Raw genomic sequence first — 17841 nt, forward strand, 5'->3', positions numbered from 1 at the left:
CAGGCGTTTTATCTGAGGTAAAGTAATGACTGAAAGACTGATTAAAGATTCTGATATAGCAATTCAGATAAGTGATTTGAATCTCTGGTATGGTACCAGCCATGCACTAAAAGATATTTCAATTGATATTCCCAGAAACAAAGTAACTTCTCTGATTGGTCCGTCAGGATGTGGTAAATCCACATTCATCAGGTGCCTGAACAGGATGAATGATCTGATACGCTCATGTAGGATTGAGGGTGAAGTGCTTGTTGATGGCGAGAACATATATGATGATAACGTTGATGTTGTAGAACTTAGAAAGAGAGTCGGGATGGTATTTCAAAAGCCCAATCCTTTTCCTATGTCGATTGGTGACAACATATCTTATGGTCCCCGGATACACGGAGAAAAAAATAAAAAGAGACTGGAATCTATTACTGAAGAAGCGCTCAAATCGGCAGCTCTGTGGGATGAGGTATCTGATCGCTTAAATAAATCAGCTCTGGATTTAAGTGGTGGCCAGCAGCAGAGATTATGTATAGCCCGTACACTTGCGGTAAAACCTGAAATAATACTCTTCGATGAACCATGCAGTGCTCTTGACCCGATATCAACAGCCAAGATCGAAGAATTGATAATGGATTTAAAAAATGAGTATACTATAGTTATAGTGACTCATAACATGCAGCAAGCTGCAAGGATATCTGATTACACTGCTTACTTCCTGCTGGGAGAATTGGTCGAGTACGGAGATACTGAACAGATTTTTGAAAATCCGCAGGAAAAGAGTACAGAAGATTATATTACCGGAAGATTTGGGTGATTGAATGGTGAGAGAAAGATATGAAAAAGAACTTTTTTATTTGAAACAGAATATTGTTGATATGGGGGATATTTCAAGCCAGCTCATTCAGAATGGAATGAAGGCCTTTATAGATCTTGATTCTGAGCTTGCCAGGTACACCATTGAAATGGATGATCTGGTTGATGAAAAAGAGGTTGAGGTTGAAAGCTCAGCTTTTAGATTAATTGCTCTGCAGCAACCAATGGCTGGTGACCTGAGACTGATAACTTCATGTATCAAGATATCTCTGGATCTTGAAAGAATGAGTGATCTTGCAGTCAATATAGCACAGCTTGTTGAAAGAATTGAGAATGGTCACATTAAGCCACTGGTCGATACGAAAAAGATGGGAGATATAGCTGTTTCTATGCTCAGGGATTCAATGAGGGCATTTGAAACCTCAGATATTGAACTTGCAAGAAGAACTGCAAAAGAAGATGATAAGATCGATAGATTGTTCTACTCGGTATGGATGGAACTTATAGAGATGATGGCAGAAGATCAGAGCATAATCATCAATGCATCCAATCTTCTTTTTGTTATAAGGTACCTTGAAAGAATCGGGGATCATGCATGTAATATATGTCAGAGTGTTATATACATGGTCAATGGTGAAAGAGTGGAACTTAACTGAATCCACTTTTTATAAATGAGATGAGAAGGTAACATACATTAAGATGAATTCGATCGTATCCGTAAAAGGGTTGTATAAGACCTTTGGTGGAAGCCCCGTCTTAAGTAACATCAATATGGAAGTGTCCAGCGGAGAGTTTGTTGTTATATTTGGTCCAAATGGTGCTGGAAAGACCACTCTGATCAAGACAATAGCAACACTCACAGAACCCACAAAAGGCACTGTTTCTATAGAAGGGCGTGAAGTACATAAGCATTCAGTGGATGTGCGAAGATCAATTGGTCTTGTATCTCATGATACATTTCTTTATGATAGCCTTACAGCTGAGGAGAATCTACTGTTTTATGGTAGAATGTTTGAAGTTGATGAAGATTTACTCAAGAGCAGGGTTAATCAGCTTATAAGTGATTCAGGCCTTGATATGCGTATGCGGGATAGAGTGGCAACCTTCTCAAAGGGAATGAAACAGAGACTTTCAATTGCAAGGGCACTTATTCACAGTCCCCCAGTTCTTCTTCTTGATGAACCATATTCTGGTCTTGACCCTGAAGCTACAGAAATATTCAATGATCTTGTAATAAGAGATGAGAATATCAAGGTAAAGGTCATGGCATCCCATAATATTGAGAATGGTTTTAAATTATGCACCAGAGCTGTAATAATTCAAAACGGGAAAATAGTATTTGACCGCCAGAAAGCGGATATCTGCGATGTTGAAGAGTTTGAACTGATATACAGAGAAATTTTAGGTTTTTGATTGTGATACTGAATATATTCTGGAGTAGCTTTTATGCTAAAAAGTTTTCATATTGCCATTAAAGATCTGAGGTCTGAATTTCGCACAAAACAGATGCTCAATTCGATGATCGTATTTTCACTGATTGTCATTGTAATATTTGGTATTTCATTTAGTGACCTTATAGGAAACATGGAAATTATTGAACAGCTGGCACCTGGAGTTTTGTGGATATCATTTGCATTCATTGCAGTTATTGCAATATCTCGCTCTTTTTCAGATGAGATTAAAAACAGGTGTATTGATGGACTGAGAATGTGCCCTGTAGATACAGGTGCAATTTATACAGGCAAAATGCTCTCTACAATAATACTTCTTTTTCTTGTTGAGATGATTGTCATTCCCCTGTTTTCAATAATGTTTAACTATACTATACAGGGAGTGCCTGAGCTTGCTTTGATCATTTTTCTGGGAACGGCCGGTATTGTCTGTGTTGGCCTCCTTCTCTCTGCTATTACGATCAACAGTAGAAGTGGTGAATTGTTGCTACCTGTGTTACTATTTCCCCTCATAATTCCTGTGATAATCCCTGCTGTTATATCTACTGGTAAAATACTTGCAGGTGGTTCAATATCAGATATTATTGATGAATTGAGGCTGCTTGGGGTATATGTAATAATATTCTATGTAATATCTAGAATTCTGTTTGAATATACTATTCAGGAATGACCGATTAGCAGAAGGCTTATTAATCAATATGACCGTGATAGCACAAAATTATATAAACCAAAGGTCCACTATCAAATGAGTTCTATGAAGTCAAATATCCAGAGAATACTGCTGCCTTTAATCCTATTATCAATGATCAGCTTAATTGCTATGATTTTTTATTATTCTCCTACAATGTATGATGATACAGGTCAGCTGCTGGATAAAAGTTTTAATATTTTTTTCATTCATCTACCTATTGCAATAATTTCTTATATTTCATTTCTGGTTGTGTTTATTTCAAGCATACTGTATCTGTCGACTTCCTGTAAAAAATGGGATCATCTGGCAGTATCTGCAGCTGAAGTGGGTGTACTGTTCGCTTTCCTGGTACTTGTTACAGGGTCTATATGGGCCAGAGCCGCGTGGGGATGGTACTGGGTATGGGAACCGAGGCTCACCACATCACTTGTATTGTTTTTAGTTTATGTTGCATATCTTACTGTCAGACAATCCATAGATGAAAGTGCTAAAAGTGCACGCCTATCTGCTATTTTTGGCATCGTTGGGTTTATATCAGTGCCACTCAGCTTCCTTTCAATTAGATTATGGAGATCTGTTCATCCTGTAATGTTTGGTGATACATTTTATGGGACATCTGGTGGAGGCCTTGAGGGTACTTCAATCATAATTACACTTCTGATCAGTTTTGCTGCTTTTTTGCTGTTATTTGCAGGTATTTTGCTGTACAGATATGAAATTGAAAAAATCAAGGATGAGATATACGATCTCAAGTACGATCTTAAAATGGCATAATCCCGGGTTTTGAAGAAGTGTTGATTGACATATTCGAATTAATATATATTTGCGTGTACATATGACAACGGTTGTAATCACTGAGAAGAACAGGGCTGCTGAGCAGATAGCCCGGATACTAAGTAATGGAAAATATAAGCGTATCAGGATTGAGAGTATTCCTGTTTATGAATTTAGTTCCGGAAACCAATCATGGAAGATCATGGGGTTGGCAGGACATATTATGGGCTATGATTACCCTTCTGCCTACAAAGACTGGAGAGCTGTTGATCCTGGAACTTTACTGGATATAGAACCTGAAAAAAAGGTATTAAAGGAGGAATATGCTAGTGTTATCAGAAAGCTTGCAAACGAAGCTTCAGAAATAATCCTTGCGTGTGACTATGATAGGGAAGGTGAAAACATAGGTTTTGAAGCTAAGGATATTGCCTCAAAGGTGTCAGATGTTTCTTTTAAAAGGGCAAAATTTTCTTCACTTTCTCCGGAAGAGATTAACAGGGCCTTCAATTCACTTGTTGAACCGGATGTAAATATGGCAATGGCTGCTGAAGCACGCCAGATTCTGGATTTGAAAATGGGAGTTGCATTTACCCGTTTTATAACACTTTCTGTCAGGGAATATGTAAGGACAAAAAAGATACTTTCTGTTGGTCCCTGTCAGAGTCCAACATGTGGCTTTGTTTATGAAAGGGAGCGCACCATCAGAGATTTCAAACCCACTGATTTCTGGAAGATAGAAGCTCTCTTTAATTCAGGAGAAACCAATTTTCCAGGGTCCCACAGGAAAGGAAAGATCTTTAACAAAGATGAAGCAATGAGCGTTTATAGGAAGATCAAAGACTGTAGCAGTGGATCAATATGTGAGAGGAATGTAAAGGAATCCTCTGTTAATCCCCCAAACCCGCTTAATACAAATGAACTTCTCAAAAGAGGATCTAATTTTCTGGGAATCAGTCCTGAAAATACACTGAAGATAGCTGAAGACCTTTATCTTGCAGGATTTATCAGTTATCCCAGGACAGAAACAAATAAGTACAGCAAGGAATTTAAATTCGCAGAAATTATTGATGAGTTCAGGAATGGACATTACAATGATTGTGTATCACTTCTCCCGGGTGATATCCATCCAAAAAACGGAAAAAAAGATTCTCATGACCATCCTCCGATATATCCAATAAAGTCCGCATCAAAGAAGGATGTCATGAAACTATCTGAGAATCCTGATTACTGGAATATATATGATCTTATTGTGCGCCATTTTTTTGCAAATCTCATGCCTCCGGCAATTTTTGAAAAAACCCATCTAGCTGTTCTTGTAAAAGATGAGATATTTGATTCAAAGGGTTCTGTTATGAAGGATGCCGGATGGATGCAGGTATATCCTTTTGAGAAAAGCAGTGATAAACTACTACCCCGCCTTCAAATGGGTGATGGTGTAAATATTGAGGAAATATCATGCAATATGTCCCAGACCACTCCTCCAAAAAAGCTGACCGAAGCTGAACTTCTGACATTGATGGAACATAATGGAATTGGAACCAAGGCAACAGCTTCTGGACATATAGAAACAAATAAAAAAAGAGGCTATTTTGAAAACAGGGGTAAGACCGTATCTATTATGGACCGGGGTTTTGTTTTAATGGATGCATTAAATGAATCCGTTCCCTCTGTCATTAAACCGGAAGTACGTGCACGTATTGAATCACTCATACAGGATGTTGAATCCGGGAATATGGATATTGATTCTGCTGTTCTTGAAGGGACAGATCTGATTAAAAAGATGTACTCTTGTCTTAGTGAAGGTAAAGACAGGCTGGCAAGCAAGGTAGTTGCAGCCATATCTGATGAAGCTGCACAGGAAGACAAAAAAAATTTCATAGGATATTGTTCCCAGTGCAACAGAATATTGAAAATAATAAAGACAGATAATGGGAGGTTTGTAGGGTGTACTGGCTATCCCCAATGCAAAAATACATACCCTCTTCCTAGAAAGGGTGCATTGTCAATTCTTAGAAGCAGTGAATGCAGGAGGGGTGGCGCTGCAGTCATAAAGGTTGGTAAAAAATACCACTGGGCAGTTGGTATTGGACCATGTTTTACATGTGAGTTTGAAAAAGAGTGCTTTCCTCCTGAAATTATAGGGGATTGTCCTGAATGTGATGGGAGTATGTTTGTGATACAGACGGAAAAATCACGTTTTCTTGGGTGTACTAAGAGATGTGGCTATACTCAATCTCTGCCGGATAAAGGCAGGCTTACCATAAATGAGGATAAGTGTGAGAACTGTGGATGGAATATCCTCAGAGTTAAAGAAATGAAAAAGGACGCACTTGTTATTTGTATTAACAGGAAATGTAAAAAAAGATACAATAAATGTTAAAATATGTTTTATCAGTTATATTAGCGATGGATTTATATATTTATACGTCATAATATTGTTCGTATAAAGACGAAGGGACTTATGAGTCTGATAAGCCTTTTTTACACCCATAAAAGAGCAAAATCCCTTCTTTACCTCCTACACCCAACCCATCATTGTCTCTTCGTCTTAAATACATATTACAAGAATTCATTCATTCTTTTTCAGAGAATATTTTTCATAGTAAACCAGCTCCTCAAGAGGCTTTCTTGCAGAGGTACGGTCTTTTTCAACTGGATAACCTATGGCAATTATAGCCATCAATTCCAGTGATGAAGGAGCATCCAGAACCTCATTGACCTTCTCCTTCTGGTTAAGTATTTCACCAAGCCAGACTGAGCCTGTTCCCAGTTCAACAGAAGCAAGGAGCATATTCTGGATAGCAGCACCTATTGCCTGCACATCTTTCACATAATTATAGCTTGAATCCTGATCAAGGAAAATGGCTATTAAAAGAGGTGCATTCTTTACAACATCAGTATAATGTGTTAACTTTGAAAGCTTTTCGATCGTATTATTGCTTTTTATTACCATGAATCTCCAGGGCTGATTGTTCAGCCCTGAAGGTGCCCACCTGCCAGCTTCAAGTATCTGCTCTACGACTACATCATCTATTTCTTTTTCCTTGAATTCTCTGACACTTCTTCTTGACAGGATTGTATCAATTGTTCCGGTCAATTTCAGCACATCCTCTAGGTTATAGCAGATATCCCATCAGTCTTCATTAAGTTCACTGTTAAGCCACGGCATTTTAGCCCGCAGGTCTTTTCCAACCAGTTCAATTGGATGTTCGCGTTCCTGTCTCTCCATTGAAGTTAATACCGGGTTGTTAACCTTTCCTTCAAGAACGAATTCTCTGGCAAATTCTCCATTCTGGATTCTTTCCAGTGCCTCATACATAGCTTCACGGGATAGTTCATTGATCACCTTTGGACCAACTGTAAGGCCGCCGTATTCTGCTGTGTTGGATACTGAGTACCACATTTTTTCGAGCCCGCCTTCATGAATCAGGTCCACAATAAGCTTTAATTCGTGGAGGGTTTCAAAATATGCCATTTCCGGTTTATAACCAGCTTCCACAAGTACCTCAAATGACATCTTGATAAGAGACGCAACTCCACCACACAGATCAACCTGCTCTCCAAACAGATCAGTTTCAGTTTCTTCACGGAAGGTTGTTTCAAACACACCTGCTCTTGTACATCCGACTCCTTTTGCATGAGCAAGGGCCAGTTTATGGGCATCACCAGTTGCATCCTGGTAGATTGCTATCAGGCCAGGAACTCCGGTTCCTTCCTTGAAAGTACGCCTTACAAGATGTCCGGGACTTTTTGGGGCCACCATATATACATCTACATCTTCTGGAGGTATGATCTGATTGTAATGAATATTGAAGCCGTGGGAGAAGACAATTGCATTTCCTGATTCCAGATATGGCATGATATCATTTTCATACACTCTGGACTGGACTTCGTCAGGCAGCAATATCTGAATAATATCTGCACTTTTGACGGCTTCAGGAACAGTCTTTACAGTAAGTCCATCCTTTTCAGCCTGCTTCCAGCGTGCACTTCCCTTTCTAAGACCCACAATAACATTTATTCCTGAATCATGCAGGTTCTGTGCCTGTGCATGCCCCTGACTACCATAACCCAGTACGGTTACCGTCTTATCCTTCAATACATCAAGATCTGCATCTTCATTATAATACATTTTGACCATATGTTTTTACCTCCTTATAAAAAATAAAATTATAAATTAAATCAATTCACACTTTTTTTGAACCTCTTGTAAGAGCTATTTTGCCTGTTCTTGCAAGCTCTTTAATTCCAAAAGGCCTTAATAGCTTTTCAATTGCCTTTATTTTCTCTTCATCACCTGTAACTTCTATGATCAGGGATTTTGCTGATACATCTACTATTCTTGCTCTGAATATATCTACGATCTGAATTATTTCCGATCTGCTATTTACATCAGCTGCTACCTTGATCAATGCAAGTTCACGACCAACGGATTCCCCGGATTCGATATCTGTGACACGAATAACATCAATGAGCTTATTGAGCTGCTTGACCACCTGTTCAAGAACCTGATCATCACCTCTTACTACAATTGTCATTCTGGATATACTTGGATCCTCAGTAATTCCAACTGCAAGACTGTCTATATTATATCCTCTTCTTGAAAACAAACCTGCAACTCTTGTAAGTACCCCGTGCTTGTTTTCTACCAGAACTGCCAGTGTATGCTTCATTTTTTTACCTCAAGGTCCAGTATTTCATTGATTGCTGCTCCAGCAGGTACCATTGGAGATACATTTTCTTCACACTCTACAATAAAATCAATCAAGGTGGGTCTCTTAGAAGCGATTGCTTTTTCTATTGCAGGGCGTACGTCTTCTGGTTTATCTACCCGGATACCAAGAGCCCCATATGCTTCTGCAAGTTTGACAAAATCCACGCTGTCTCTTATACATGTGGATGAATATCTTCTTCCAAAGAAGAGTTCCTGCCACTGTCTGACCATCCCAAGATAGCCATTGTTCAGGATTGCTATTATGACAGGAATATTATGGGAGACCACTGTTGCCAGCTCATGTGAGTTCATCTGGAATGACCCGTCACCTGCAATGTCAAACACGGTTTTATTCGGCATTCCAACCTTGGCACCAATAGCTGCAGGAAAACCGTATCCCATTGTACCAAGTCCTCCTGATGTCAGAAAAGTCCTTGGTTGGTTGTATTTATAATACTGTGCAGCCCACATCTGGTGCTGACCTACCTCTGTTACGATGATTGCATCATTGCATGCTTCATGTATCTGCTCTATTATATATTGCGGCTTTAGAGACATATCTGTCATGTAATGAAGTGGATATTTTCTCTTCCATTCATCGATCTTATTTATCCAGTTCTGGGTACTGTTCTGTTCCATTACTTTTGTAAGTGCCTTCAGAACCCACTTTGCATCGCCTACAATAGGAATATTTACTTTCAGATTCTTTGATATTTCTGCAGGATCGATATCAATATGGATTATTTTCGCGTTTGGTGCAAATGATTCTATTTTACCTGTGACCCTGTCATCAAATCTTACACCTACCGCTATAAGCAGATCTGCTTCCTGTATTGCATAATTGGCGTATTTTGTTCCATGCATTCCAAGCATACCCAGGTATAGAGGGTGATCTCCAGGGAATGCTCCCATACCGGTCAGTGTGGTGGTGACCGGAATACTCCCCTTTTCTGCAAATTCCAGAAGCTCATCACTTGCATTTGAACATATAATGCCTCCTCCAGCATATATTACAGGCTGGGATGATTTGTTTATTTCATCTGCAGCTTTCCTGATCTGCTGGATATTACCTTTGTAGGTTGGCTTATAGCTTCTAAGCTCCACCTTTTCAGGATAGTAGAACTCAATTTCATCAGTAGTGATATCTTTTGGCAGGTCTATAAGCACCGGTCCGGGCCTTCCTGTTGAAGCTATATGAAATGCTTCTTTGACTATCCTTGGAAGATCTGCTACGTCCTGTACCAGGTAATTGTGCTTTGTTATTGGAAGGGTGATTCCGGTAATATTTGCTTCCTGAAACGCATCGTTTCCTATCATGGGGCTTGGGACCTGTCCTGTGATAGCAACAATAGGCACTGAATCCATGTATGCTGTAGCGATTCCTGTAACCAGGTTTGTGGCTCCCGGACCTGATGTTGCAATACATACTCCAGTTTTTCCTGTTGCTCTGGCATATCCGTCTGCAGCATGTGCAGCGGACTGCTCGTGACGCACAAGTATATGTTTTATACTTGAATTGTACAACTCATCATATATTGGGAGTACTGCACCACCGGGATAACCGAATATGGTATCAACACCTTCTCTATACAGGCATTCTATAAGAGCACGAGCACCTGACATTTTATTATTTGAATCTCCCATGCTAATCTTCCCTTGAATTTATCTATAATTATCCTATCTAATTAACTTAAAGCTCATTTGTTCCAGACTAATGATCATTCCTGCATCAGCTGATTTATTCCGTTCAAGACAGCTTCAACAGAAGCCATGATTATATCTGTTCGTGCACCTCTGGAAGTTACCATCCTGCCATCTTTTGACAATTTGACAATCACTTCCACCAGAGCATCAGTGCCACCGGTTATAGCATCTACATGATACTCTTCCAGTTGAATATCTGCAACCCCTGCAATTGCTTTTTTGATGGCATTAATTGCAGCATCCACAGGTCCGTCACCAATTCCTGCTTCAACGACATTATCACCATTAAGCCTGAGCTTTACAGATGCTGTAGGGGTTATCTTATTTCCGGAAACCACTGTAAATTCTTCAAGATTTACTTTCGATTCACGATATATTTCCAGAACAGTTTCTGCAATGGACTGTAGATCTGAATCTGTTATTTTTTTACCGTGGTCTCCCAGTTCTTTGACTCTGGATACAATCTCATTAAGTTGTGATGCATCTGCTTCAAGTCCAAGCTCCTTCAGGGCAAGTGTCACGGAGCTTTTACCTGCATGTTTGCCAAGGACTACTTTTCTCTGCCTGCCGATCATTTCGGGTTTCATAGGTTCGTATGTAGAAGTGTCTGCAATGAGTCCATGAACATGTATCCCTGCTTCATGTGTGAATGCATTTGCACCGACCAGTGACTTGTTGACTGCAACTGCAATACCTGTCAGGCGGCTTACCAATCTTGATACTTTGTATATCTCATCACACTTTATACCTGTATTGTACCTGTAAAGCCATTCAAGAGCCATTACAACTTCCTCAAAAGATGTATTTCCAGCTCTCTCACCAATTCCGTTTATTGTCATATGGGCTTCCTGTGCACCGTTTCTTAGTGCAGAGAGTGTGTTGGATACTGCCAGACCGAAATCATCATGGCAGTGTATAGCTACAGGTACACTGAGGGAGGATGAAAGATCCTTAAATATCGTCCCTGTTTTTTCAGGAACCAGCAGACCTACAGTATCACAGAAGCATATTCTGTCCGCTCCTGCATCAATTCCACTGGTATAGAGGGATTTGAGAAAATCAAGATCTGCTCTGGATGCATCTTCCCCGCTTAACTCCACAATCAGTCCGTGATCCTTTGCATACTCTGTGACATCCATTGCCATCCGGCGCACAGTTTCACGGTCCTTTCTAAGCTTTACATTTATATGGAGATCGGATACAGGTACGACCAGATGTATTGAATCCACATCACATTCCAGTGCGTAATCTACATCAGGTTTCATGACCCTGCAGTAACTACATATCTCCGCATTCAGACCTTCAGCAGTTATTGCTTTAATTGATTCTCTTTCTCCTGCGGAAGTAATGGCTGATCCGGCTTCAATAGTAGATATCCCCAGATCATCCAGCTTTTGTGCGATCAGAAGCTTTTCCTCAGTTGAGAGTGCAACACCAGGTGTTTGCTCACCATCTCTTAGTGTAGTATCCAGAAAACGTATATTTTGGAATAATATAATCCCTCACATTTTTTTTATTGATATAGAATGTACTATCTCTGACACAACTATATTAGATATATGTAACGATACATACCGCTGGATACATCATGCCATTATTGCATTGATAGTTGACTGTTCGGATACTTCCTTTTTAGTGCTGTTTATATCACGAACAGTCTATTTTCCAATTTATATGATACACTGCTGTAAATTCAAAGGTAAGTGTCAATATTTTCAATTGCTTTTACTACAAGTTCCACACATGAGCTGAGATCTTCCATGCTGATAACTTCAACAGGTGAATGGATGTATCTTGTAGGTACGCTTACAACACCAGAAGGGATCCCTTCTTTTGTAAGGTGTATGGCTGTGGCATCGGTTGTTCCTCCATCTGCTACATCGAGCTGGTAAGGAATATTGTGCTGTCGGGCAGTCTCTTTTAACCACTTTATTACTCCCTGGTCTGCAATAAGGCCTCTTCCTGCTGCGTCCACAATGGTGATGGCAGGTCCCTTCCCTACCTCAATTGCAGAGTCCTTTTTATCAATCCCTGGATAATCTCCTGAAATTGTTGTTTCAGTTATAATGGCAACATCCGGATTCAGGCCAAAAGCAGATACTTTTGCACCTTTTAAGCCGACTTCTTCCTGTACCGTACCCACGGCATGGACCGTAACATTCAGTTCCATTCTCGAGATTTCTTTCATTACCTGAATTACCATTGCTACACCAGCCCTGTCGTCAAAGGCCTTACCTGTTACACGGTTGTTTTCAAGGGCTGCAAATTCTCTGTCAACTGAAATTGGTGAACCGACCTCTACTCCAAGCTTTTCTGCTTCTTCTTTGCTTGTCACTCCAATATCAATAAACATGTCTTCAGCTTTTGGAGGTTTTTTTCTCTCTTCCTCTTTCATTACATGAGGTGGTTTGCATCCCACCACGCCTTTGACAGGTCCGTTAACCGTGTGGACAATCACTCTCTGACTGTGGATAGTGGGATCAAACCATCCTCCGATTTTAACGAATCTCAAAAATCCGTTTTCATCTATGTACTTGACCATAAGACCAATCTCATCCATATGTGCTGCAATCATTACCGATGGACCGGAACCATAGCTTGTTGCTATGAGATTTCCCATTTTGTCTGTACGTATCTCATCTGCATATTCGCGCAGTTCATCTTCCATAACCGTTCTGACATTGCCTTCATACCCTGATATACCATGGGTGTTGGATAGTTTCTCTAATAATTTCTGAAGATCTTTCATTATTTATCAACTCATGTATGTTCAGTGGTGTTGTATTGGGCTGGTTGTTAATAAATAATACGTAAAACAGTCTACTAATAAAAGATCTGATCTATTTGCCAGTAACTAATCTGGAAATGTATATGTATAAATAAATGATAATCTTCCACTTAACATAATGCATTATTAAATGTGCGGTAAAAACCTGCAATAACTAAAAACGGTTGGTTGTATATGGATCATTTTGCACAAAGAACCAAATCAAACATATATGGTATTAAAGGGAGAAACAATATATTTTCCTGGAAAGGACTTGGCATCCATCTAAAATACCGGGATCGTGTTGGAAAATGTGTAAGATATGATAGCTGCCAGAGTGGCAGAAAATCATTTCAATGCATGTATTCAATAAAAAAACACGATGCTATGTATCTTCTTGAATCTGAATTCAGCATCAATGCGGATATTTCTGAAAAGATAATCTATACCCTGATTGAATATGGATGGGCGCATGTACTTAGATGCAGCCTTCAAAAAGGTGGAGAGGATGTCTTCAGTGAAGATTCTGTGATGCTGCTTTTTGATGAATATCTCTAAAAGCATTTGTTCCGTTTTCTAAAACAAAAAATTATTAAATATAAAGGTTAATCCATTCTTCCATGTTCACAATTCTAACAGGCGCCCAATTTGGAGATGAGGGCAAAGGAAAAATTGTTGACCTCATGTCGGAAAGATTTGATGTTGTGGTTCGTTTTCAGGGGGGAGACAATGCCGGACATACCGTTAAAGTAGGTGAGGACGTCTATAAATTGCATTTGATTCCATCTGGATTTCTGTTCAATTCCAGAGTTCTTATAGGTCCTGGTACTGTACTGAATCCTGAAGTTTTGCTGGATGAAATATCAATGCTTAAGAAATCCGGGATTGAGATCACGCCAGATAAACTGGGTATAGATGCTAAGACCAGTGTTATAATGCCCTATCATATAGAACTTGATGGCCTGCAAGAGAGCCGTCGCACTGAAAAGATAGGAACCACCAGGAGAGGAATTGGTTTTGCATATATCGATAAAATAGCAAGAGATGAGATTCAGATATCCGATATTGTGGATGCAGACAGGTTCATGTCACGGATAAATGAACTGGCGACCCAGAAAGAGGATGCTATATCAGGTTATGGCGGTGATCCATCTATTGTAACTGATGAAGCGGTCATCCATAGATATCTTGAAGCTGGAAAAAAACTTGAGTCCTATATTACAGATGTTTCTTTTGAGGTCAATAATGCGATTGATGAGGGAAAGAACGTTCTTGCAGAAGGTGCTCAGGGCACACATCTTGATGTGATTCACGGAACTCAGAAATTTGTTACATCCTCCAGTACTATAGCTGGCTCTGCATGTTCCAACATAGGTGTTGGCCCATCAAAGGTGGATGAAGTGATCGGTATAGTCAAAGCTTACATAACACGTGTTGGAGAAGGACCACTTCCGACTGAACTCAAAGATGATATAGGTACACAGATACAAACCGTGGGTGGCGAGTTTGGTACAACCACTGGAAGATCCCGCAGATGCGGATGGTTTGATTTGCCGCTGGTTAAAAAAGCAATACATCTTAATGGTTATACCAGTATGGCACTTACTAAACTGGATGTACTGTCTGACATAGATCCTATCAGGATATGTACTGGATATGAATATAATGATTCCGTATTTGATTATCCTCCAGAACTTACATCACAGCTTTTAGAATGTACTCCTCTATATGAGGATCTTCCTGGATGGAATGGTGATCTGACAAATGTACGCAATTATGAAGATCTACCTGAAGCTGCCAGAAAATATGTTAACAGGCTGGAACAGATGATGGGTGTGCCGATAGAATACATTTCCGTTGGACCAGGCAGAGATCAGACTTTCAGAAAATAAGCACTGGACTTAAGGTTAGATTTTTGTGTGTTGTGCGAAAAGAGTATATATTAACCGATAGATTAATCAATCTTATTCCATATGCATATTAGCTGAATTTTACCACTTATACAAAAAAACATTTGAAAAAGGCTATATTGATTGGCCAGCTTAAATTCGCACTTATAACAGGAGGAATAAAATGACAACAGCATATGATGTTCCTGCAGCAGATCTGATACAGAAAGTTGCAGAAAAATTAAAAGAAAATGAAAAGATCAACTCCCCAGAATGGGCAGGTTATGTCAAGACAGGAGTACATAAAGAATTACCCCCTGCTGATGAAGATTGGTGGTATACACGGTGTGCTGCTGTATTAAGAAAAGTCTACATGGATGGACCTATCGGCGTTGAAAGGCTCAGATCGGTCTATGGCGGGAAGAAGGACAGAGGTGCAAACCCCTATAAAAAAATGAAAGGTAGCGGATCAGTATTAAGAAAATCTGTTCAGCAACTTGAAGATGCAGGATATATACGTAAACTGAAAACTGGTCGTATTATATCTCCGGCAGGTCAGTCTCTGCTAGATAATGCAGCCTATGAAACCAGGGTTGAATTATCAAAGGATATGCCAGAGCTGGCAAAATATTAAATTCAGTTCAGGTTATAATTAGATTCTAATGATGATTGGTTTGGTGCCTGATGTCCGGGACTCCCGGACAAAGGGCAAAATGAAACACATAATATTACTATGTGGTGAGACTAATGGAAGATGATCTCGAGGAAATTCGAAAGAAGCGGCTTCAACAGCTTCAACAACAGCAAGATTCTCAGTATTCAGATACAGATATGCAATCTGCGTATCAGCAGGAGCAGGCAAAGGCTGAAATGGAGGCCCAAAAACAGGCAATCCTTCGCCAGATATTGACTCCTGAAGCGCGTGAGCGTCTCACAAGATTGAAGATGTCAAGGTCAGAAATGGCAGAACACCTAGAATCACAGCTTATTATGCTGGCTCAGAGTGGAAGGCTGCAATCGAAGATCGATGATGCAAAATTGAAACAGCTTCTGCAAAAAATGATGCCAAAAAAAAGGGATCAAAAGATAACACATCTTTGAGCATTTTAATTTAGAGCTATGAAAGTCTCGGTTCTGTTCAGTGGTGGAAAAGACAGCTCAATGGCAGCTATTCTTCTGGAACCCTTTTTCGAGGTAGAACTGGTTACGTGTAACTTTTCATTACTTCCTACAGGTGAGATCGCGGCAGAAGTGGCATCCAGACTGGAGTTGCCACACAGAATTTTCAATATGGATTCTGGAATTCTTGAAAGCGCATATGAAATGATCATGAGAGATGGTTTTCCAAAGAATGCTATTAACTATATACATCAGAAGGCAATAGAATCTCTTGCTCTGGAGGATGGAATGAAATTCATTGCAGATGGGACACGAAGGGACGATAGAGTGCCTGTACTTACAGCTTCACAGATACAGAGCATTGAGGATCGCTTCTCTGTGAGCTATTTATGTCCTCTGCAGGGATATGGACGAAATGCTGTAAATCAAATGGTGAAAAATCATTTGATGATCCGGGAAGCTTTAAGTGATGATATCTCCAAAGCTGATTACGAAGCAGAACTGAGGGAACTTATAAAGCTCAGGCATGGGGTTGATTCTATTGAAAAATTATTTCCTCCCCATGTTCAGTCAAAAGTTATAGAAAGAATCAAATAGTTCTTATGCTGTAGAAAACTGCAACATCTGAATTAATAGCATAGATTAAAGATTTATAATAGAATTTAGTTATTAGAGATACCTCTTAATTGCAATTACACATATTATTGACAGGTGATCTTTTATGAGCCGTAATACCAAAGGACAGAAAACCAGACTTGCAAAAGCACATATGCAGAACCAGAGGGTTCCAATGTGGGTTATTGTGAAGACAAACAGAAGTGTAGTAACTCATCCAAAGAGAAGACACTGGAGAAGAAGCAGCCTCAGGCTGAAATGAAGATGATACAGAAGGTGATGATGTATGGCAGAAATAGGTGCAGCAGTTACAGAACAGATATATACGATTCCTCTTCGTGCTGTGAAAGGAACCTCAAAACCCAACAGGGCCAACAGGGCAATAAGTGAGATCAAAAAATATCTTGTGCGGCATATGAAAAGTGAACCTTCCCAGATTAAGATCGATAAATCCCTCAATGAAAAGATGTGGGAAAGGGGACGGGAGAATCCGCCCTCTTCTGTAAGGGTAAGGGCTGCAAAGTTCGAAGATGGAGAAATTCAGGTAGAACTTGCATAAACAGGTATTTACAGTCTGGAAATGAAGGGCAGTATACACCTAAAACAAAAAGTGACCTAAAACTGAGTACAATGATACGAACAATGGACATATATGACAGCCCGTTGATCGGGGTATTTGCCACCTGTACAGAAGATATAGCTATTGTTCCTGCCGGAACAAAGCCTGAAGACTGTAAGCTTCTGGAAGAAATGCTTGATGTACAGGTGATATCAACACTTGCAAACGGCTGTACTGTAGTAGGTGCACTGATACGTGGAAACTCAAATGGTTTTCTTATTCCGGGAAATATGGGGGAGAATATTCTAAAGGATGTTGACCTTCCTGTTAAGCCTCTCCCTCATAAATTAAATGCAATAGGAAATATAGTACTTTCAAACGATCACGCTGCACTTGTCCACCCTGATCTGTCGGATAAAGCAGTTGAATTTGTATCAGGTACACTTGGTGTTGATGTCTCAAGGGGAACCATTGCAGGGATCAAGACAGTAGGTATGGCTGGTGTTGTTACAAACAAAGGACTGATTGTAAACCCCAGAGTTTCTGATTCAGAAATAGCACATCTTGAAAAAGTCTTTGACCTTCCGGTGGGAACCGGAACTGTGAATTATGGTACACATATGGTTGGATCAGGGATACTGGCAAATTCCAACGGATATGTGACAGGTTCCCAGACCACAGGTCATGAACTGGGAAGGGTCGACGATCTTTTAGGGTTTGTCTGAATCAGGAAACATGTCCGGATATAATTAAT

At 39.9% G+C, this 17841-nt stretch carries 20 protein-coding genes; 14 read left to right on the forward strand and 6 right to left on the reverse strand.

Features of this window, described 5'->3' with window-relative positions; translation table 11 throughout:
* The first annotated feature begins 25 nt into the window (after positions 1 to 25).
* From pstB to MZHIL_RS02675, 6 genes are all read left to right on the forward strand, one after another.
* Positions 26 to 805: a phosphate ABC transporter ATP-binding protein PstB gene (gene pstB, locus MZHIL_RS02650; RefSeq protein ID WP_013897826.1), complete on the forward strand. Its 780-nt coding sequence runs from the start codon at positions 26 to 28 to the stop codon at positions 803 to 805.
* Positions 806 to 809: 4 nt separating this feature from the next.
* Positions 810 to 1460 carry a phosphate signaling complex protein PhoU gene (gene phoU / locus MZHIL_RS02655; RefSeq protein ID WP_013897827.1) on the forward strand — a complete coding sequence of 217 codons (651 nt, stop codon included), beginning with the start codon at positions 810 to 812 and terminating at the stop codon, positions 1458 to 1460.
* A gap of 43 nt (positions 1461 to 1503) precedes the next feature.
* The gene (locus MZHIL_RS02660; protein ID WP_013897828.1) at positions 1504 to 2217 is read left to right on the forward strand and encodes an ABC transporter ATP-binding protein; all 714 of its coding nucleotides are present in this window, start codon (positions 1504 to 1506) and stop codon (positions 2215 to 2217) included.
* 33 nt (positions 2218 to 2250) lie between these two features.
* Positions 2251 to 2925, forward strand: coding sequence for a heme exporter protein CcmB (locus tag MZHIL_RS02665; protein ID WP_013897829.1), 675 nt, complete (start codon positions 2251 to 2253; stop codon positions 2923 to 2925).
* Positions 2926 to 3000: 75 nt separating this feature from the next.
* Positions 3001 to 3720 (forward strand): cytochrome c biogenesis protein, encoded by a 720-nt coding sequence (locus MZHIL_RS02670; RefSeq protein ID WP_013897830.1) that lies wholly within the window; start codon positions 3001 to 3003, stop codon positions 3718 to 3720.
* A gap of 61 nt (positions 3721 to 3781) precedes the next feature.
* Positions 3782 to 6100 carry a DNA topoisomerase gene (locus MZHIL_RS02675; RefSeq protein ID WP_013897831.1) on the forward strand — a complete coding sequence of 773 codons (2319 nt, stop codon included), beginning with the start codon at positions 3782 to 3784 and terminating at the stop codon, positions 6098 to 6100.
* 189 nt (positions 6101 to 6289) lie between these two features.
* On the opposite strand, the gene MZHIL_RS02680 is transcribed toward MZHIL_RS02675, so the two are convergent.
* From MZHIL_RS02680 to MZHIL_RS02705, 6 genes are all read right to left on the reverse strand, one after another.
* On the reverse strand, positions 6290 to 6817 hold the full coding sequence (locus tag MZHIL_RS02680; protein WP_013897832.1) for a nitroreductase family protein: 528 nt from the start codon (positions 6815 to 6817) through the stop codon (positions 6290 to 6292).
* 36 nt (positions 6818 to 6853) lie between these two features.
* Entirely contained in the window at positions 6854 to 7861 is a 1008-nt protein-coding gene (gene ilvC, locus MZHIL_RS02685; protein ID WP_013897833.1) for a ketol-acid reductoisomerase, read from the reverse strand.
* Positions 7862 to 7907: 46 nt separating this feature from the next.
* Complete coding sequence (gene ilvN, locus MZHIL_RS02690) at positions 7908 to 8393, reverse strand: acetolactate synthase small subunit (RefSeq protein WP_013897834.1); 486 nt, start codon at positions 8391 to 8393, stop codon at positions 7908 to 7910.
* Positions 8390 to 10078 (reverse strand): acetolactate synthase large subunit, encoded by a 1689-nt coding sequence (locus MZHIL_RS02695; RefSeq protein WP_013897835.1) that lies wholly within the window; start codon positions 10076 to 10078, stop codon positions 8390 to 8392. The genes ilvN and MZHIL_RS02695 overlap by 4 nt, the downstream gene beginning before the upstream one ends.
* A gap of 74 nt (positions 10079 to 10152) precedes the next feature.
* A complete protein-coding gene (locus MZHIL_RS02700; RefSeq protein ID WP_013897836.1) occupies positions 10153 to 11637 on the reverse strand; it encodes a (R)-citramalate synthase in 1485 nt (494 codons plus the stop codon).
* Positions 11638 to 11831: 194 nt separating this feature from the next.
* A complete protein-coding gene (locus MZHIL_RS02705) occupies positions 11832 to 12887 on the reverse strand; it encodes a M42 family metallopeptidase (RefSeq protein ID WP_013897837.1) in 1056 nt (351 codons plus the stop codon).
* Between the two features lie 213 nt (positions 12888 to 13100).
* Between MZHIL_RS02705 and MZHIL_RS02710 the strand changes: the two genes are divergently transcribed.
* The 8 genes from MZHIL_RS02710 to MZHIL_RS02745 all read left to right on the forward strand — a co-directional run bounded on the left by MZHIL_RS02710 (position 13101) and on the right by MZHIL_RS02745 (position 17812).
* The gene (locus tag MZHIL_RS02710) at positions 13101 to 13463 is read left to right on the forward strand and encodes a hypothetical protein (protein WP_013897838.1); all 363 of its coding nucleotides are present in this window, start codon (positions 13101 to 13103) and stop codon (positions 13461 to 13463) included.
* A gap of 62 nt (positions 13464 to 13525) precedes the next feature.
* The gene (locus MZHIL_RS02715) at positions 13526 to 14797 is read left to right on the forward strand and encodes an adenylosuccinate synthase (RefSeq protein WP_013897839.1); all 1272 of its coding nucleotides are present in this window, start codon (positions 13526 to 13528) and stop codon (positions 14795 to 14797) included.
* Between the two features lie 181 nt (positions 14798 to 14978).
* Positions 14979 to 15428 (forward strand): 30S ribosomal protein S19e, encoded by a 450-nt coding sequence (locus tag MZHIL_RS02720; RefSeq protein WP_013897840.1) that lies wholly within the window; start codon positions 14979 to 14981, stop codon positions 15426 to 15428.
* 113 nt (positions 15429 to 15541) lie between these two features.
* Entirely contained in the window at positions 15542 to 15895 is a 354-nt protein-coding gene (locus tag MZHIL_RS02725; protein ID WP_013897841.1) for a DNA-binding protein, read from the forward strand.
* 18 nt (positions 15896 to 15913) lie between these two features.
* Complete coding sequence (locus tag MZHIL_RS02730) at positions 15914 to 16510, forward strand: alpha hydrolase (RefSeq protein WP_013897842.1); 597 nt, start codon at positions 15914 to 15916, stop codon at positions 16508 to 16510.
* Positions 16511 to 16634: 124 nt separating this feature from the next.
* Positions 16635 to 16790, forward strand: a complete 156-nt coding sequence (locus MZHIL_RS02735; RefSeq protein ID WP_013897843.1) for a 50S ribosomal protein L39e — start codon at positions 16635 to 16637, stop codon at positions 16788 to 16790.
* Positions 16791 to 16814: 24 nt separating this feature from the next.
* Positions 16815 to 17087 carry a 50S ribosomal protein L31e gene (locus tag MZHIL_RS02740; protein WP_013897844.1) on the forward strand — a complete coding sequence of 91 codons (273 nt, stop codon included), beginning with the start codon at positions 16815 to 16817 and terminating at the stop codon, positions 17085 to 17087.
* Between the two features lie 71 nt (positions 17088 to 17158).
* Positions 17159 to 17812, forward strand: a complete 654-nt coding sequence (locus MZHIL_RS02745) for a translation initiation factor IF-6 (RefSeq protein ID WP_048815445.1) — start codon at positions 17159 to 17161, stop codon at positions 17810 to 17812.
* Positions 17813 to 17841 lie beyond the last annotated feature (29 nt).

This window comes from Methanosalsum zhilinae DSM 4017, assembly GCF_000217995.1.
Taxonomy (GTDB): domain Archaea; phylum Halobacteriota; class Methanosarcinia; order Methanosarcinales; family Methanosarcinaceae; genus Methanosalsum; species Methanosalsum zhilinae.

Bases quoted from the DNA above. Each gene is read 5' to 3' on its own strand.
- pstB (WP_013897826.1), top strand. From the start codon at position 26: ATGACTGAAAGACTGATTAAAGATTCTGATATAGCAATTCAGATAAGT.
- phoU (WP_013897827.1), top strand. From the start codon at position 810: ATGGTGAGAGAAAGATATGAAAAAGAACTTTTTTATTTGAAACAGAAT.
- MZHIL_RS02660 (WP_013897828.1), top strand. From the start codon at position 1,504: ATGAATTCGATCGTATCCGTAAAAGGGTTGTATAAGACCTTTGGTGGA.
- MZHIL_RS02665 (WP_013897829.1), top strand. From the start codon at position 2,251: ATGCTAAAAAGTTTTCATATTGCCATTAAAGATCTGAGGTCTGAATTT.
- MZHIL_RS02670 (WP_013897830.1), top strand. From the start codon at position 3,001: ATGAGTTCTATGAAGTCAAATATCCAGAGAATACTGCTGCCTTTAATC.
- MZHIL_RS02675 (WP_013897831.1), top strand. From the start codon at position 3,782: ATGACAACGGTTGTAATCACTGAGAAGAACAGGGCTGCTGAGCAGATA.
- ilvC (WP_013897833.1), bottom strand. From the start codon at position 7,861: ATGGTCAAAATGTATTATAATGAAGATGCAGATCTTGATGTATTGAAG.
- ilvN (WP_013897834.1), bottom strand. From the start codon at position 8,393: ATGAAGCATACACTGGCAGTTCTGGTAGAAAACAAGCACGGGGTACTT.
- MZHIL_RS02695 (WP_013897835.1), bottom strand. From the start codon at position 10,078: ATGGGAGATTCAAATAATAAAATGTCAGGTGCTCGTGCTCTTATAGAA.
- MZHIL_RS02705 (WP_013897837.1), bottom strand. From the start codon at position 12,887: ATGAAAGATCTTCAGAAATTATTAGAGAAACTATCCAACACCCATGGT.
- MZHIL_RS02710 (WP_013897838.1), top strand. From the start codon at position 13,101: ATGGATCATTTTGCACAAAGAACCAAATCAAACATATATGGTATTAAA.
- MZHIL_RS02715 (WP_013897839.1), top strand. From the start codon at position 13,526: ATGTTCACAATTCTAACAGGCGCCCAATTTGGAGATGAGGGCAAAGGA.
- MZHIL_RS02720 (WP_013897840.1), top strand. From the start codon at position 14,979: ATGACAACAGCATATGATGTTCCTGCAGCAGATCTGATACAGAAAGTT.
- MZHIL_RS02725 (WP_013897841.1), top strand. From the start codon at position 15,542: ATGGAAGATGATCTCGAGGAAATTCGAAAGAAGCGGCTTCAACAGCTT.
- MZHIL_RS02730 (WP_013897842.1), top strand. From the start codon at position 15,914: ATGAAAGTCTCGGTTCTGTTCAGTGGTGGAAAAGACAGCTCAATGGCA.
- MZHIL_RS02735 (WP_013897843.1), top strand. From the start codon at position 16,635: ATGAGCCGTAATACCAAAGGACAGAAAACCAGACTTGCAAAAGCACAT.
- MZHIL_RS02740 (WP_013897844.1), top strand. From the start codon at position 16,815: ATGGCAGAAATAGGTGCAGCAGTTACAGAACAGATATATACGATTCCT.
- MZHIL_RS02745 (WP_048815445.1), top strand. From the start codon at position 17,159: ATGATACGAACAATGGACATATATGACAGCCCGTTGATCGGGGTATTT.